Origin of the sequence: Rhodoferax lacus (genome assembly GCF_003415675.1) — a bacterium.
In the GTDB taxonomy this organism is placed as follows: Bacteria; Pseudomonadota; Gammaproteobacteria; order Burkholderiales; family Burkholderiaceae_C; genus Allorhodoferax; species Allorhodoferax lacus.
In genome coordinates, this window is the sequence record NZ_QFZK01000023.1 from 23,830 (window position 1) to 39,412 (window position 15,583).

General features: G+C 64.9%; 8 protein-coding genes. All 8 read left to right on the forward strand.

Features of this window, described 5'->3' with window-relative positions:
• Window positions 1-27 precede the first annotated feature (27 nt).
• Window positions 28-900, forward strand: coding sequence for a pirin family protein (locus tag DIC66_RS20210; RefSeq protein WP_233506027.1), 873 nt, complete (start codon window positions 28-30; stop codon window positions 898-900).
• A complete protein-coding gene (locus tag DIC66_RS20215; RefSeq protein ID WP_117179991.1) occupies window positions 897-2,096 on the forward strand; it encodes an MFS transporter in 1,200 nt (399 codons plus the stop codon). The genes DIC66_RS20210 and DIC66_RS20215 overlap by 4 nt, the downstream gene beginning before the upstream one ends.
• A 2-nt stretch (window positions 2,097-2,098) precedes the next feature.
• A complete protein-coding gene (locus DIC66_RS20220) occupies window positions 2,099-2,650 on the forward strand; it encodes a TlpA family protein disulfide reductase (RefSeq protein ID WP_117179992.1) in 552 nt (183 codons plus the stop codon).
• Between the two features lie 39 nt (window positions 2,651-2,689).
• Window positions 2,690-3,796 (forward strand): transglutaminase-like domain-containing protein, encoded by a 1,107-nt coding sequence (locus DIC66_RS20225; RefSeq protein WP_117179993.1) that lies wholly within the window; start codon window positions 2,690-2,692, stop codon window positions 3,794-3,796.
• Window positions 3,797-4,147: 351 nt separating this feature from the next.
• Window positions 4,148-10,327: a hypothetical protein gene (locus DIC66_RS20230; protein ID WP_117179994.1), complete on the forward strand. Its 6,180-nt coding sequence runs from the start codon at window positions 4,148-4,150 to the stop codon at window positions 10,325-10,327.
• A gap of 56 nt (window positions 10,328-10,383) precedes the next feature.
• Window positions 10,384-11,664, forward strand: a complete 1,281-nt coding sequence (locus DIC66_RS20235) for a multicopper oxidase domain-containing protein (RefSeq protein WP_158558967.1) — start codon at window positions 10,384-10,386, stop codon at window positions 11,662-11,664.
• A gap of 47 nt (window positions 11,665-11,711) precedes the next feature.
• Window positions 11,712-13,520 carry a multicopper oxidase domain-containing protein gene (locus DIC66_RS20240; protein WP_117179996.1) on the forward strand — a complete coding sequence of 603 codons (1,809 nt, stop codon included), beginning with the start codon at window positions 11,712-11,714 and terminating at the stop codon, window positions 13,518-13,520.
• Between the two features lie 72 nt (window positions 13,521-13,592).
• Window positions 13,593-15,572 carry an Ig-like domain-containing protein gene (locus tag DIC66_RS20245; protein WP_147321369.1) on the forward strand — a complete coding sequence of 660 codons (1,980 nt, stop codon included), beginning with the start codon at window positions 13,593-13,595 and terminating at the stop codon, window positions 15,570-15,572.
• The last annotated feature ends 11 nt before the right edge of the window (window positions 15,573-15,583 follow it).

Below are 15,583 nucleotides of genomic sequence, written 5' to 3' on the forward strand. Positions count from 1 at the left end.
ATGGGCATCCTCCACGCGAAAGCCCTTATGCCAACAGCCCAAACCTTGCCACCCCGCCTGCACGACCTGGGTGGCGGTTTTGTGGTGCGGCGCCTGCTGCCCTCCGCGCAGCGCCAGGCCGTGGGGCCGTTTGTGTTCTTCGACCACTTTGGCCCGGTGCAGGCCCAGCCCGGCGACAACCACGATGTGCGCCCGCATCCGCACATCGGCCTGTCCACCGTCACCTACCTGTTTGAAGGCGCGATGCTGCACCGCGACTCCACCGGTGCTGTGCAGCGCATGGAGCCGGGCCAGCTCAACTGGATGACTGCCGGCCGCGGCATCGTGCACTCCGAGCGCACACCGCCGGACCTGCGCGACCAGAAGCGCACCTCCCACGGGCTGCAGCTTTGGATGGCCTTGCCAGAGAACCAGGAGGAGTGCGAACCGTCCTTCCACCACTTTGCAGCCGATGCCATCCCCAAGGTGGCACTGGGAGGTGCGCACATCACCGTGATGGCGGGCACGGCCTTTGGCGTGCGCTCGCCGGTGCCTGCCAAGTCCCCCACCATTTACCTGGACATGGTGCTGCAAGCTGGTGCTGCGTTGACCATTCCCGCAGACTATTCCGAGCGCGCCCTGTATGCGCTGGACGCTGGTTGCACACTCGACGGCGTGGCGCTGCCGCAGCACCAGATGCAGGTGTTGTCCGCTGGCAGCACGCCGCTGCTGCAGGCGCAAGGCATGGCCCGGGTGGTGCTGGTGGGCGGCGAGCCGCTGGGCCACCGTTTCATCGTCTGGAACTTCGTCTCCAGCCGCAAGGAGCGCCTGCTGCAGGCCCGGGAAGATTGGATTGCACAGCGCTTTCCCGCCATTGCCGGCGAGACGGAGTTCATTCCCTTTCCTGAGGGCCGCGCATGAACCGCAACCTCTGGCTGCTGGCCCTGGCGCAGGGCCTGTTCCTGACCAACAACGTGACCTTCATTGCCATCAACGGCCTGGTCGGCCTGGCCCTGGCACCGCAGGCCTGGATGGCCACCCTGCCGGTGATGGGCTATGTGGTGGGCTCGGCCCTCTGCACCGGGCTGGTGGCGCGCACGCAGGCACGCTGGGGGCGCCGCGTCTCATTCCAGCTGGGGCTGGTGGTGGCGCTGCTGTCGGCCGCGCTGGGGGCCTGGGCGATGCTGGATAAATCGTTCTGGCTGCTGCTGGTGGCCACGGTGGTGGCCGGCTACTACAACGCCAATGCCCAGCTTTACCGCTTTGCTGCGGTGGAGCTGTGCGCGGCCAGCTACCGCGAGAAGGCGGTGTCGCTGGTGATGGCCGGTGGCCTGATGGGCGCGGTGATTGGCCCCAACCTGGCCCTGTACACCAAGAGCCTGCTGCCCATCGACTTTGCCGGGGCCTATGTGGCGCTGGTGGTGGTGGCGCTGCTGTCGCTGGTCACGGTGTCGTTCATCCGCTTTGCGCCACTGCCTCCGCGCAACACGGCCGCAGCGCCGGGCCGTCCGCTGTCTGCGCTGGTGGCGCAGCCGGTGTTTCTGGTGGCGCTGCTGTCGGCGTCACTGAGCTACGGCGTGATGAACCTGCTGATGGCCGCCACCCCGCTGGCCATGCAGACCTGCGGCCTGCCCTTTGCCAGTACCGCCTGGGTGCTGGAGTGGCATGTGATTGGCATGTTTGCGCCGGGCTTTTTTACCGGCAGCCTGATCCAGCGCTTTGGCGCCTCCAAGGTCATGGGCGCGGGCGTGCTGCTCAACCTTGCCTGCATCGGCGTGGCCCTGACCGGGCAGGAGCCCAACCAGTTTCTGCTGGCGCTGTTCCTGCTGGGTGTGGGCTGGAACTTTCTGTTCACCGGTGCCACCACCCTGTCGCTGCAGGGCTACCTGCCCGAGGAGAAGGACCGCGCGCAGGGCCTGATCAACTTCTGCATGTTTGCCACCATGGCCCTGACCTCGTTTGCCTCTGGCGCCCTGGTCACCACCCACGGCTGGAACTGGCTCAACATCGGCTCGCTGCCGCCGGTGCTGCTCATGGGCGCGGGGCTGCTGTGGCTGGCCCGTGTGCAGGCCCGCGCCAAAGCGGCCGCAGCGGCACAGGCCGTGGCCACACCCTGAGCATGGCGGGGCTCAGGCGCCGCCAGGCCACTGCCCTTTTGGCCGCAGCCGTGTTGGCCGGGCGCACGGTTGCTGCCACCACGGCCACGTCGGTCTCTGCGGCGGGCGCTGATGCCGCGCGCTGGCTGCCCTGGCCGGCCGAGCGCGCGCGCCCAGCCCTGCGCCTGCCCGACCTGGACGGCCGCGTGTGGGACCTGACGCAGGAGCAGGGCAGGCCGGTGGTGCTGAACTTCTGGGCCACCTGGTGCGAGCCCTGCCGCGCGGAGATGGCATCCTTTGAAGTGCTGCAAAAGCAGTTCCAGGCCAGCGGCCTGAAAGTGGTGGCCGTCAACTTCAAGGAGGGGCAGGAGCCGGTGCGGCGCTTTCAGAAGGCGCAGGGTCTCTCCTTGGCCATGGTGCGCGATTCCTATGGCGAAGCCGCACAGGCCTGGGGGGTGCACACCTTCCCCACGACATTTGTTATAAACCCCGCTGGCCGCCCCGTGCTGCAAGCCGTGGGCGAGGTGGACTGGGGCAGCCGCGCTGTCCTCCAGAAGCTGCAGGCCGTCCTGTAGCACCCCCGTTTTTTTTTATCCTCTCAAGCAGATCCCGTCATGACCCTTTCCCGCCGAAACCTCATCCAAGCCGGCTGCGCCGCACTGGCCGCTCCCGCATTCCTGGGCCGCGCCTGGGCCGCCGAGCGCCGCTTCGCACCCCAGGTCGAGGGCTGGAGAAGCTTCGAGATCAGCACCACCATCACCCTGCCCGAGGCCAGTGGTGTCAGCCGCATCTGGCTGCCCGTGCCCGACGTCAACAGCGACTACCAGCGCAGCGGCGAGAGCAGCTGGACCGGCAACGCCACGGTGGCCCGCATTGCCACCGACAGCAGCCACGGCACCCGCATGCTGTACGCCGAGTTCGCTGCCGATGTGGCCGCCCCCACGCTCACCCTCAAGAGCCTGGTGCAAACCCGCAACCGCGCTGTCGACTGGACGCAAACCCGTGTGGCCAGCGAAGACGCGGCCGTGCTCCAGGCCAACCTGGCTCCCACCAGCCTGCTGCCCGTGGACGGCGTGGTGCGCGACACCGCACGCGCGGCCATTGGCGGCGCCACCACCGACGTGGACAAAGTGCGCGCCATTTACCAGTGGGTGGTGGACAACGCCTTCCGTGAGCCGACCACCCGCGGCTGCGGCACGGGCGACATCAAGACCATGCTGGAGAGCAAGAACCTGGGCGGCAAGTGCGCCGACCTGAACGCCGTGTTTGTGGGCCTGTGCCGCGCGGTGGGCGTGCCCGCACGCGATGTGTATGGCCTGCGCCTGGCGCCCTCGGCCTTTGGCTACAAGGAACTGGGCGGCAACTCGGCCAGCCTCAAGGGCGCGCAGCACTGCCGCGCCGAAGTGTTCCTGCAGCAATACGGCTGGGTGGCCATGGACCCGGCCGATGTGCTCAAGGTGATGCGCCAGGAAACCCCGGAGTGGATCAAGGACAAGACCCACCCCGTGGCCGCCCCGGTGGCCTCTGCCCTGTTTGGTGGATGGGAAGGCAACTGGGTGGGCTGGAACAACAGCCACGACCTCACCCTGCCCAACTACTCGCGCCCGGGCAAGCTGCCCTTCCTGATGTACCCGCAGGGCGAGAACGCCGCAGGCCGCTTTGACGAACTGGCGCCTGACAGCTTCCGCTACACCATTGCAGCCAGGGAAACCACCGTCTGATACCGGTACCACGGCAGCGCCTGCTGCCAGCATGAAAGAAGGGCCTGCCGATCATTCGGGGGCCCTTTTTTCATGGCGCTTCACAGCGGCAAATGCACCTTGATTCGCACACCTTGTTGGCGTCTTAAGCGTGTCTTAAGGAACTGCCGAAACCCCTATTCCATTCGCTTCCCGAAGTAGTAATCACCCGCCTGCAAGGTGGGGTGTCTACCCATTACCGATTCCCGGGCAAAAACTATTCTCACCCTCACGAATAGAAATTTCACGGTATTCAGAAACAGGGGTGGGCTGCGCAAAGCGGTTTCAGCCGTGTTTCTGGGTTGGTTTGTTCAGCATCCCGGGAGCGTCACAATGGAAACCCAGAGCATCGCCAAGTTGTTCGGCCTTCGCAGGCATATCGCAGCCAAAACCGCGCTTATGGCGTGGGGCCTGTGCATGGCCTTTGCGGCAGCCGCAGGGCCACTGTCACTGTCCGTGCGGGGTGTGGGCCACAGCGGCATTGATACCGGAGTGGAGCTGACGGACTACCGCTGGACGGTGGAAGAAGACGCCACCAAGCTGTCCGTGCCCGGCGTGCCCGCCACCCAGGCCAACTACTCCTTCAGCTTTCACACCAGCTACATGCCGGTGGTGGCGGCAGGCCGCGTAGGCACCGAAAAAACCGGTGTGGTGCAGGACCCGGATGTGGCCCGCCTGTATGCCACCACCTTGCCCGAGGTGTGTTCCCTGACCTCCGGAAGCACCTGCCTGGATCCGGCCAAGCGCTATTACGTGTCGGTGGCCGCCGATGGCCACCAGATGGGTGGCGCGCCGGTGGTCTTCAGTGGCGGCAACGCATCGGCCAAGGTGTTTGTGAACCAGTATGCGCTGCCCACGGCGCAGGTTTCGGTGTTTGCCTTCAATGACAACAGCCCCATCAATGGCGCGCCCGACCTGCCCCAGGAAACCGGGCTGGCCGGCTTTACCGTGCAACTGATGGAAGCCGGTGGCACCTATGGCCAGTCGGGCGGTGCAGTCACGCAGGATGGCTTTGGCAATCCGCTGGGCACCACCTACAAGCGTGACCCCGCCACCGGCGGCGCCTTGCTCAACGCAGACGGCAAGCCGGTGGTGGCCGTCAAGGGCAACGGCATCATTCTGACCGGCCCGGACGGCACGGCGGTCATCAAGAACCTGTTTCCGGCCAAGTACACCGTGTTCATGGTGCCGCCCGCCAACACCGACTGGCACCAGACCTCCACCATCGAGGGCACCCGTGGGTCGGATGCCTGGGTGAAAAACAACGAGCCCAGTTTCTTCCAGGAGTTCGGCCCCCCAGGCCACCATGTGTTCATGGGCTTTACCAAGTCGGGTTGCGTGCAGGGCACGGGCGGCAGAAACAATCCCGGCCGCTGCGCGGGCCTGACGGGTGGAACCCCCCACACCATCACCGGGCGCGTTGTGAATGTGCACAACTCGCGCACCCCCAACTACGCTTTTGAGAAGGGCGCACCGGTACCCGAGTGCTGGGTCGGCCTGAATGAAACCGGCGGCGGCACCCGTGCCCTGTATGCCGCGGCCTGCAAAAAAGACAGTACCTTCAGCATTGCCGGCGTGCCCCCGGGCACCTATGAACTGGTGGTCTGGGACGAGCCGCTGGACATGATCATTGGCACCCAGACCGTCACCGTGGGCAGCACCAACGTGGACATGAAAGATGTGCCGGTATTCAGCTGGTTCGGCCGCTACCAGGGCCGTGTGTTCCAGGACATCGATGGCACCGGCCTGCCTTTCTTTGCCGAAGCCTTCAATAAGCCCTACATCAAGGTGGACCCGGTCACCGGCCGGGAGTCACTGGACACCAAGAAGTACGCCGCAGGGGACCTGAAGCCAGCCTTTGGTGAAGGCATTGCCAACAACATCCGCTTCCGTGACGGCAGCATCTACCAGTCCGTGGTCACCAAGCAGGACGGCACCTTTGCGTTCACCGAAGTGTTCCCCTTCTTCAACTGGATGATTGCCGAAATTGACTACGCCCGCTTCAAGGCCACAGGCGCCACCATGGTGGCTGATGGCGGTGGTGTGATTGATCCGGCAGCCAATGCGGCCAAATTGTGGAAGGCCGAGAAGGGCAGCTTTGGCAGCAGCGACCCCACGCAAGCCTATGACCCCTGGATTCGCCTGAACCCGCAACAGCAGGCCGATGGCAAGTACTACCGCAACGAGAACTGCGCCGAAAACGGCGGCCAGTGCGCCACCCTGCTCGAAGGCATGCAGACCTTCCTGGGCCAGACCAACCACATCGAGTGGGGCAAGCAGCCTTTTGCCGGCCAGCTCAACGGACCCAAGAACGAAAACGGCGGTATCGCCGGCATCGTGCACTACTCCATTACCCGCGCCGAGGATGATCCCCGTCTGGCCACGGCCGAGAACTGGGAGCCCGGCGTGCCCCGCGTGCAGATCAACATGTTCCTGGACTGCGACGGCGACGGCAAAGTAGACCAGCCCAAGAATGACGGCAGCGGCCAGTGTTCCGCGCTCAGCTCGGCGGGCTACCAGTACGCGCAGCCCGATGTGGACAACTACCCCTTCTGCTGGCGCGAACCGGATTCCTGCGGACTCGATGTGGGCCAGCAAGGGCCCGAGGACATCAAGAACAGCGGCCCGCTGGAAACTGCCTTCAGCTTTGGCGACGTGTTCCGCTGGGGCAGCCCCAATACGCCTGCGGCCGACAAGCAGTTGCATGTCGGCATGGGAGCCACCGACAGCTGGGACGACAACCTGCCCAGAGGTTGTGTGAAGGCTGCTGCTGGCCCGGTGGGCAACGGCAACACGCCGTTCAAGGACACGCTGGACTGCTTTGACGGCCTGTACAACTTCAACCAGCTGCGCCCCTCCGTGTTCGATGGCGGCTACGCCTTCGGCCGCGTGGCCGGCCAGGCCGAGCTGCCGGTGCTGATTGGCACCGAAGGCAAGGGCACTTACATCCTGCAGGCCATCGCGCCTCCGGGTTACCTGCACCAGGGCAATGGCGACAAGAACGTGACCTTTGGTGACACGCTGGCCGCGTCTCCGGCCGCGCTGCCTTTCCCCTGCGTTGGCATGGAGCTGCCGGTGCCTGAATTCCTGAGCCTGTTCCCGGGTGAACCCAACCCCAACTACACCGGCCCGGGCCAGACCTGGAACAAGTGCGACATGAAGGCTGTGGCCCTGCTGCCCGGCACCAACCCGGCGCCCGACTTCTTCATGTTCACCGAAGCACCCGTGGCCGGCCACGGCGTGGGCTTCATCCTGGATGACACGGCCACCGAATTCAACCGCTTTGCGCCCACCTTTGGCGAGAAGTACGCACCCCCGTACCTGCCTATCTCGGTGCAGGACTGGACCGGCCGGGAAATCACCCGCGCCTACTCCGACCAGTTTGGTTCGTACAACTTCCTGGTGCCTTCGAGCTTCACCATCAACCCGCCATTCCCCTCGGGCGTGATGCCCAACATGATCGTGTCCTGCATGAACCATCCAGGCCCGATTGAAGACACGCGTGAATTGGTGGGCGGCGTGGCCAACCCGACCTTTGGCCAGAAGATCATCGACCCCTACTTCAACCGCAAGTACACGCAGTTCTGCTACACCCTGCAGTACCTGCCGGGCAAGACCACCTACCTGGACACACCGGTACTGCCGATTGCGGCCTTTGCCAACATCGACAAGAACCCGCTGGACTGCGAGTGCCAGGACAAGACACCGGCCATCTACAGCGCCAACAACAACAGCACCAACAGCAACGGCGCCAACGCCAACTATGGCCCCTGGGTCAACAGTGCAACGGGAGGCGGACTGACCATTGTGTCCATGGGCGCCCAGGCGGAAGTTCCCAACCCGGCCTATGACCCGGCGGTGGACGGCTCGCCCAAGAACATCCTGCGTGACTACGGCTTTGGCACCGTGCGGGGCACCGTGAAGCTGGGCAACACCACGTTGGCCGTGAGCACCTGGACGGCTGATTTGCTGACGGTGACGGTGCCAGCGGGCACCCCGTCGGGCCAGCTCACCATCACCCGTGGTGACAACGGCAAAGAGTCGGTGGTGGGCCTGACGGTGCACACCGGCATCACGCCGCCCAAGGTGGTGGCGCCCGGCGCCAGCATCCAGGCGGTGATTGACGATGCCAACACCCGTGCCGGTGACCTGATCACCGTGCCGCCCGGCACCTACAACGAGTACCTGATCCTGGACAAGCGCGTGCGCCTGCAGGGCTGGGGTGCCGGTTCGGTCACCATCAACGCCTCCAAGTCCAGTGCCGGTGGCCTGGCTGCCTGGCGCAAGCTGCTCAACAAGAAGGTGGACGCACGCTGCGGCACCGACAACGGTTCTCTGGCTGTGGATGCCTGCCCGGCCAACACACCGGTGGACGTGGATACCGGAGCACCCACCGTAGTGGCAGGACGCAACCGCACATTTGATCCGCTGCCCGGCCAGACCTTGGGCATCAACAAGTCCAACAACGAACCCATCCTGTTTGGTGCCGAAGAAGGTGCCGGCATCCTGGCCGTTGGCCGCGCCCGCCAGCTTAACGATGGCAGCTTTGTCTGTGCCTCCGCTGGCTCGCAGGACTACCGCATTGACGGCCTGACCATCACCGGTTCGGACTCTGGTGGCGGTGTGCTGGCCAGCGGCTACAACTGCGGCCTGAACATCACCAACAACCGGGTGGCCTCCAACTACGGCACCTACGGTGGTGGTATCCGTGTGGGCCACACCGCGCTCGACAGCGCCGACCTGTTCACCGATGGCAACAACAACAACGTGCTGATCGATCACAACTGGGTCTCGCAAAACGGCGCCTCCGAAATTGCCTCCGGCGACGGCGGTGGCGGCGGTATCACCTTGGGCACCGGCTCCAACGGTTACCAGGTGACCAACAACTACATCTGCGGCAACTTCTCGATGTCCGACGGCGGTGGTATCAGCCATGTGGGTCTGTCGAGCGGTGCCAACAGCATCGTCAACAACAAGATCCTGCTGAACCAGACTTTCAACCAGAGCGCAGATCCCACGGGCGGTGGCCTCTACATTGGCGGCCAGGTCCCCATTGGCGGCGGCACCTCGGTGGGCACGGGTAGCGTGACGGTGGACCGCAACCTGATCCAGTACAACCATGCAGGCGCCGGTGCCGGTGGTGGCGTGAGCATTGCGCGCGCCAGTGGCAACAACGACAACCTGCTGCTGACCAACAACCTGATTGCCAACAACGCGGCAGCCTACACCGGTGGCGGTGTGGCCGTGGCCGATGTGAGCAACCGGGTGCGCCTGGTCAACAACACGGTGGCCGACAACGTCAGCACCGCGACCAACCGCCAGTCCTTCCCGGCTGGCCCCAAGGTCCAGTCCACGGCGCAGATTGGTGGCATTGCACGCGTCAGCGGCGCGGCTCCCACACTGCTGAACAACATCATCTGGAACAACCAGTCGTTTACCTGGAAGCTGACACCTGCCACTGCAACCTCGACCGAGCTCACCGCCTTGACGCCCGCCGGTGTCAGTGACCTGAGCATTGGTACGGCAGCACCCCTGCTGGCTTCCAGCAACAGTGTGCTGAGCACCAACGACAGCCTGACCAATTGCAGCAACTGCCGTGTCACCGACGCGGCCGGCATCGCCTTTGTCAAACGCATCAGCCTGGTCAGCCAGATCGACAACGACCAGCCGCTGGTACTGCCCGAGACCACCATCATGCAGACGGCGCTGACCTTTGACGAGGGTGGCAACTTCATCAACGTCAACTTCAGCCCGCTCACGCCCTGGGACCTGGCCGACCCGAGCAAGCTGCGTTCGGACTACCACATCGCCGCGACTTCGGTGGCCGTGGACAAGGGCGCCAGCGGTACCGGTGTGCCGACGGTGGACTACGATGCGCAGACCCGTGTCAGCCCGGTGGATGTGGGTGCCGACGAAGTGCAGGCGGTGGTACCTCCACCCCCCGTCAAGCCCACGCTTGCTCCGCTCGACAGCTTCAACCGCGCCAACGCCAACACGCTGGGTGGCAGCTGGAGCCAGGCCGCCCTGCAATTTCTTGGCGCCAGCATCCGCGTCAACAACAACCAGGCTTCTGCAGTTCTGCCCGGCAATGCCTACTGGAATGGAACAGGTGCTGTATTCGCTGCCAAGCAGGCAGCAGCCTTCACCATGGCCACCAACACACCGGCCGGCAACAGCCTGCTCCTCAAGGCCAGCGGCAATTTCAACTTGGGTGCCTACCAGAACGCCATACGGGTGCGCTATGTGCAGAACACCGGCGTGGTGGTCGATACCACAGGCAACGGAGGCCTGAGCTACACACCGAGCGGCACCCTCGCCGCAGCCTTGCTTGTGGGTGACACGCTAACTGCCCAGGTGGACGCCACCGGCCTGGTGACGGTGTGGAAGACCACCGGCACCACCAACACCTTGTTGGGCACGGCTCCCACCAGCTTCACGGCGGGCGGTCGCATCGGCCTGCAACTGCCCAATGGCGGTCGCGTGGACGACTTTGCCGGAGGCACCGTGCCATGAGCCCGGCGCACAAGCAGCCATCCAAGCGCGATGAATTGAACACAGGGAGTCAGACCATGATCACCAAGACCTTTCGCAAAACCCTGCTGACATTGGCAGTGCTGGCCGCACTCGGTGCTGCGGGCTCGGCCAGCGCCGCTGTGTATGTGCAATGTGGCCCCAACAACAACGGGGTGGCGACAGACGGCTCCATCCAGCCAGCCTTCCGGACCGGCCCGGCGGTGACCGGCAGCGCGGAGTGCATGCACCTGACCGCAGGCGACGGCTTCATCTCCATGGCCGACGGGCGCACGCTCTACACCTTTGGCTTTGCCGATGTGTCGGCCAAGCCGGTCAGCGACGTGATCCTCGACACCCTGGCGGCCACCTTTGCGGCCCCCACCATCGAGCTGCAGCAGGGCAAGGATTTTTACCTGACGCTCACTAACGTGTCCATGGCCATGCGGCCCGACCTGTTTGACCCGCACACCGTGCACTTCCACGGCTTCCCGCAGCAGCCGCCCGTGTTTGACGGCATGCCCGAGGGCTCGTTTGGCGTGAACATGGGCTCGTCGGTGACCTACTACTACAAGCTCAATGACCCCGGTACCTATATGTACCACTGCCACCAGGAAGCCACCGAGCACATGCAGATGGGCATGCTGGGCAACCTGTATGTGAAGCCGTCGCAGGACGAGATCCTCAAGCTGACCAACCCGGCACCCAACCCGCTCAATATTCCCAAGACCCTCAACGGGCGGCGCCTGGCGGGCTATGTGTACAACGATGGCAATGCCTCCACCGGCTACCACAAGGCGTATCCCCTGCAGCTCGGCTCCATGGACCATGCCTTCCACGAGCTGCACCTGGCCGTGCAGCCCCTGCCGTTCAAGGACATGAAGGACACCTACCCCATGATCAACGGGCGCGGCTATCCCGACACCGTCAACCCGGCGCCACTGCCAGCCCCCCTCGAGAAGGCCGAGTACCTGGCAGCCCAGAACAAGACGGCCGACAGCTCGCAGCCCGTGAGCTCGCACATCAGTGTTGACCGGGGTGAGCGCATCCTGCTGCGCATGACCAACCTGAATGTGACCAACTACTACACCATCACTACCCAGGGCCTGCCCATGAAGGTGGTGGGCATGGGGGCACGCCAACTCAAGGGGCCCACCGGCACCGAGCTGTATTACGACACGGCCTCTGTCACCCTGGGCGGCGGTGAGTCTGCCGAGGTGCTGATCGACACCAGCCAGGTGGCCGCAGGAACCTATTTTCTGTACACCACCAACCTCAATTTCCTGAGCAATTTTGAGCAGGACTACGGCGGCATGATGACGGAAATCGTCATCAACTAAGCGCTGTAGCTGCACCCGACCCATTGATACCAGTCAGGAGAGACGCAATGAACAAGACGAAAATATTTGCATCGCTGCGCGCGGTGGTCCAGGCCGGCCTGGCCGCCCTGGCGCTGAGCCTGGCAGTACCTGCGCATGCGCTGGTGGCGGGTTGGGCCGGTGAAGAGCCCACAGCGGAAAACGGACAGGTTCGCACCTTCAGCCTGACGGCGCGGGAAGACTTCATCAGCACCTCGGACGGCGGTAGCCACTACACTTGGGGCTACGCCCATGGCACCGACTTTGTCATGCAGTACCCCGGCCCCACCCTGGTGGTGAACCAGGGCGACACGGTGCGCATTGTGCTCAACAACACCTTGCCGGTGCCTGTGTCCATTGTGTTCCCGGGCCAGTCGGGTGTGGTGGCCAGTGGCGGCAATGCCGGCCTGCTCACCCGCGAGGCGCCCGCCGTGCCCTACGGCCAGCGCACGGTGCTGGGCGGACCCAGCTACACCTTTGTGGCCACCGAGCCCGGCACCTACCAGTACCACAGCGGCACGCAGACCGATTTGCAGGTGGAGATGGGACTGGTCGGCGCCCTCATCGTGCGCCCCGCCGGCTTTGCCTATGGTGACGGCAGCAGCCACACCAGCCGCCGCGCCTACCAGCAGCCCGGTACCCAATACGACCGCGAGAACCTCTTCCTGCTGACCGAGATGGACCCTGCCGTGCACTGGACGGTGTACACCCAGGTGCAGTCGGAAATGCCCGTGGTAGTGGACACCACCCAGATCAAGCCCAGCATGTGGTTCATCAATGGCCGCAATGCACCCGACACCCAGCTCGACGACTACGTCTACTGGCTGCCCACCCAGCCCTACAACGCCCTGCCACGCATGCACCCCGGCGAGCGCCTGCTGATGCGCGTGGTCAATGCCGGACGCGACCTGCACCCCTTCCACCACCACGGCAACCACGCCACCGCCATTGCCAGGGATGGCCGTGTGCTGTCCAGCAACCCGTCCTTGCTGACGCAGGCGCCAGACCTGGTGTCCCCGGATTTCACCGTGCGCTCGGTACCCGGTCAGACCATGGACCTGATCTATGAGTGGACCGGCAAAGGCATTGGCTGGGACATCTACGGCACGGCCGATACCAACGTCCATACCTGCACACCCGATGCCAACGGCCTGCACAGCGTGGCCAGCGACCACAACTACCGCGAATGGTGTGCGGACCACTACAAGGCCCTGCCGGTGGTGATCCCCGGCCAACTCGACCTGTCCTTTGGCGAGCACGCCAGCGGCAGCCCCTTCCTGGGCCAGACCGGCTCCCTGCCGCAGGGCCACCCCGGCCTGAACACCACGGGCGGTTACTACCACATGCTGCATTCGCACAACGAGAAGGAAGTCACCACCGACAACATCTTCCCCGGCGGCATGATGACCATGCTGATCGTGGAACCCTGGAGCGTGGACCTGGACGCAGAAACCGGCGTGGCCATCACGGGCGGTGGTGTGGCAGCGCTGCCGGCCATGGCGGTGGTGAGCGAATCGGGCGTGGGCAGTCTGACCAACGGCGGCACCACGCTGGACTTTGGCGACATCCCCAATGGCACAAACCAGGTCAATGTCCTGACACTGCAGAACACCGGCAACGCACCGGCCGTCCTCGGTGTGCCGGTGGTGACTGGCAACGGTTTCAACTATGTTGCAAACAGCAGCACCTGCGCTTCGGCCACCGTGCTGGCCCAGGCGACCTGCACGATCAGTATCCGGTTCACCGCGTCCAGCTTCAACAACAACATCCGGACCGGCACGCTGTCGCTGAGCTACAACAGCAGCACACCCGTGGCCCTGAGCCTGACCGGCCGTTGAGCGCCTGACACACCGGCCCCCTTCGCCCAAGCAGTGAACAAGCAACAGACTTACCAAGTGGAGAACGCAATCATGAGCACCCATCAATTCAAGCCAGGCGCTCTGGCGCTCGCCATTGCCGCAGCGCTGCTGCCTGCGAGCCAGGCGCTTGCGGCCGAGTATTGGTTGAAGGCCGTTGCAACAACCGCCAGCATGCCCAATCCGGATGGCAGTGCCGTGCCGGTGCTTGTGCCCATGTGGGGTTACCAGAGCTGCACCGGCTTTGCCTCTGCTGATACCTGCGCTCCCGCCAGCGTGCCCGGCCCGGCGCTGAATGTGCCCGCCGGTGAAACCACGCTGACCGTGCACCTGCAAAACAACCTGCCCGCGCCCACCTCGCTGGTGGTCAATGGCCTGCACAAGCCCATGGCTCCGGTATTTGCCACCGATGACCAGGGACGGCGGCGCGTGCGCTCGTTTGACAAGGAAGTCGCCGCCGGGGCCACGGAGGTCTACGCCTGGACCGGCATCAAGCCCGGCACCTACCTGTACCAAAGCGGCACCCAGCCCCAGGTGCAGGTGCAGATGGGCCTGTACGGCGCCGTCATGGGCAACGCGGTGGATGCCAGCCCTACAGCCAGGGCCCAGGCCTATGCCGGTGTGGCCTACGACAACCAGGCCACCTTGCTGTACAGCGAGATCGATCCCGCGCTGCACGCGGCCGTGGCGGATAACAGCTACGGCACGACTGCGGGCCCCACCAGCACCTTCAACTACCAGCCCAAGTATTTCCTTATCAATGGCCAGCCCTATCCGGGCAATGCCGTGATTGCACCGGTGGGTGCGCCGGGCACCACACTGCTGCGCCTGCTCAATGCCGGCCTGACCACGCATGTACCCATGATTGACGGCCTGCACTGGAACGTGGTGGCCGAAGACGGCAAGCCCTATACCTTCAGCGCCAGGCAGTACACCGCCTTGCTGCCCGCTGCCAAGACGCTGGATGTGGTGCTCACACCGGCAGCTGACCTGGGCGGCGGCACCCGCTATGCGATTCTGGACCGGCGCCTGAACCTGTCCAACAGCGGCCAGGCACAGGGGGGCATGCTGGCCTTTCTGGGCTACGGTGTGCAGGGTGTGGCCGGTGCTGTGGGCGCAGCGCCAAATGGTGCGGCACCCACGCCGGTGGCCGACAGCTATGCCGGTGTGAAGGATGTTTCCATCAGCATCAGTTCCGCCGAAGGCGTGCTGCTCAATGACACCGACCCTGCCAACCCCCTGCCGCTGCGGGCCGTGGCGGCATCGGGTGCCACTGCGCTGGGTGGGTCGTACCAGCTCAGCAGCAGCGGTGCCTTTACCTACACGCCGCCTTCCGGTGTGGTGGGCGCCGACACCTTCAGCTATGTCGTGACCGATGGCCGGGCCCTGAGTGCGCCAGCCCTGGTGACGGTGACCGTACAGAAGCCGCTGGCTCCTGCCAACATGGCCGTGCTGGATGACTTCACGCGCACCGACGCCAGCAGCCTGGGCAACACCGGCGCGGGCACGGCCTGGAGCCAGCAGGTCGGCACCACGACCTCGGTGCCCGACCTGGGCATTGCCGGTGCAGCCGCCAGGAGCAACGGCGTGACCCTGGGCGGTCTGGCCTTGCTCAACCAGCCGTTCGCGCCAAGCCAGGCGGTTGGCTTCAGCGCCACCCCGTTTGCGGACTCGGCGCTGGTGCTCAAGGCCAGTGGCGGCAGCGCCAATGCGCCGGCCAACTATGTGCGCGTGCGCTGCGAGGCAGGTCTGAACAACAGCAACCCGGAGCTGGTGATCGCCACCATCCTGGGCGGCAGCAATGTGTCGGTGGCCGCGCGCCAGGCCGGCTTTGCCACCACCGCGTGCGCGGGTGGCGGCACACTGGCCGCAGCCATCAGTGCCAAAGGCCTGGTGACCGCCTTTGTCAACGGTGCCTACGTGGGGGGCGTGCAACTGCCCGAAGTGTCCGCCTGGACCGGTGCTGGCAAGCTGGGCATCCAGCTGCAGACCCTGGGTGCGAGCATCGACAATTTCAGCGGCGCCTCTTACTAGCTCTCCAGGTC

Excerpts from the sequence above, each read along its gene's own strand:
- DIC66_RS20225 (WP_117179993.1), top strand. The coding sequence starts at position 2,690 with ATGACCCTTTCCCGCCGAAACCTCATCCAAGCCGGCTGCGCCGCACTG.
- DIC66_RS20240 (WP_117179996.1), top strand. The coding sequence starts at position 11,712 with ATGAACAAGACGAAAATATTTGCATCGCTGCGCGCGGTGGTCCAGGCC.
- DIC66_RS20215 (WP_117179991.1), top strand. The coding sequence starts at position 897 with ATGAACCGCAACCTCTGGCTGCTGGCCCTGGCGCAGGGCCTGTTCCTG.
- DIC66_RS20230 (WP_117179994.1), top strand. The coding sequence starts at position 4,148 with ATGGAAACCCAGAGCATCGCCAAGTTGTTCGGCCTTCGCAGGCATATC.
- DIC66_RS20245 (WP_147321369.1), top strand. The coding sequence starts at position 13,593 with ATGAGCACCCATCAATTCAAGCCAGGCGCTCTGGCGCTCGCCATTGCC.
- DIC66_RS20235 (WP_158558967.1), top strand. The coding sequence starts at position 10,384 with ATGATCACCAAGACCTTTCGCAAAACCCTGCTGACATTGGCAGTGCTG.
- DIC66_RS20220 (WP_117179992.1), top strand. The coding sequence starts at position 2,099 with ATGGCGGGGCTCAGGCGCCGCCAGGCCACTGCCCTTTTGGCCGCAGCC.
- DIC66_RS20210 (WP_233506027.1), top strand. The coding sequence starts at position 28 with ATGCCAACAGCCCAAACCTTGCCACCCCGCCTGCACGACCTGGGTGGC.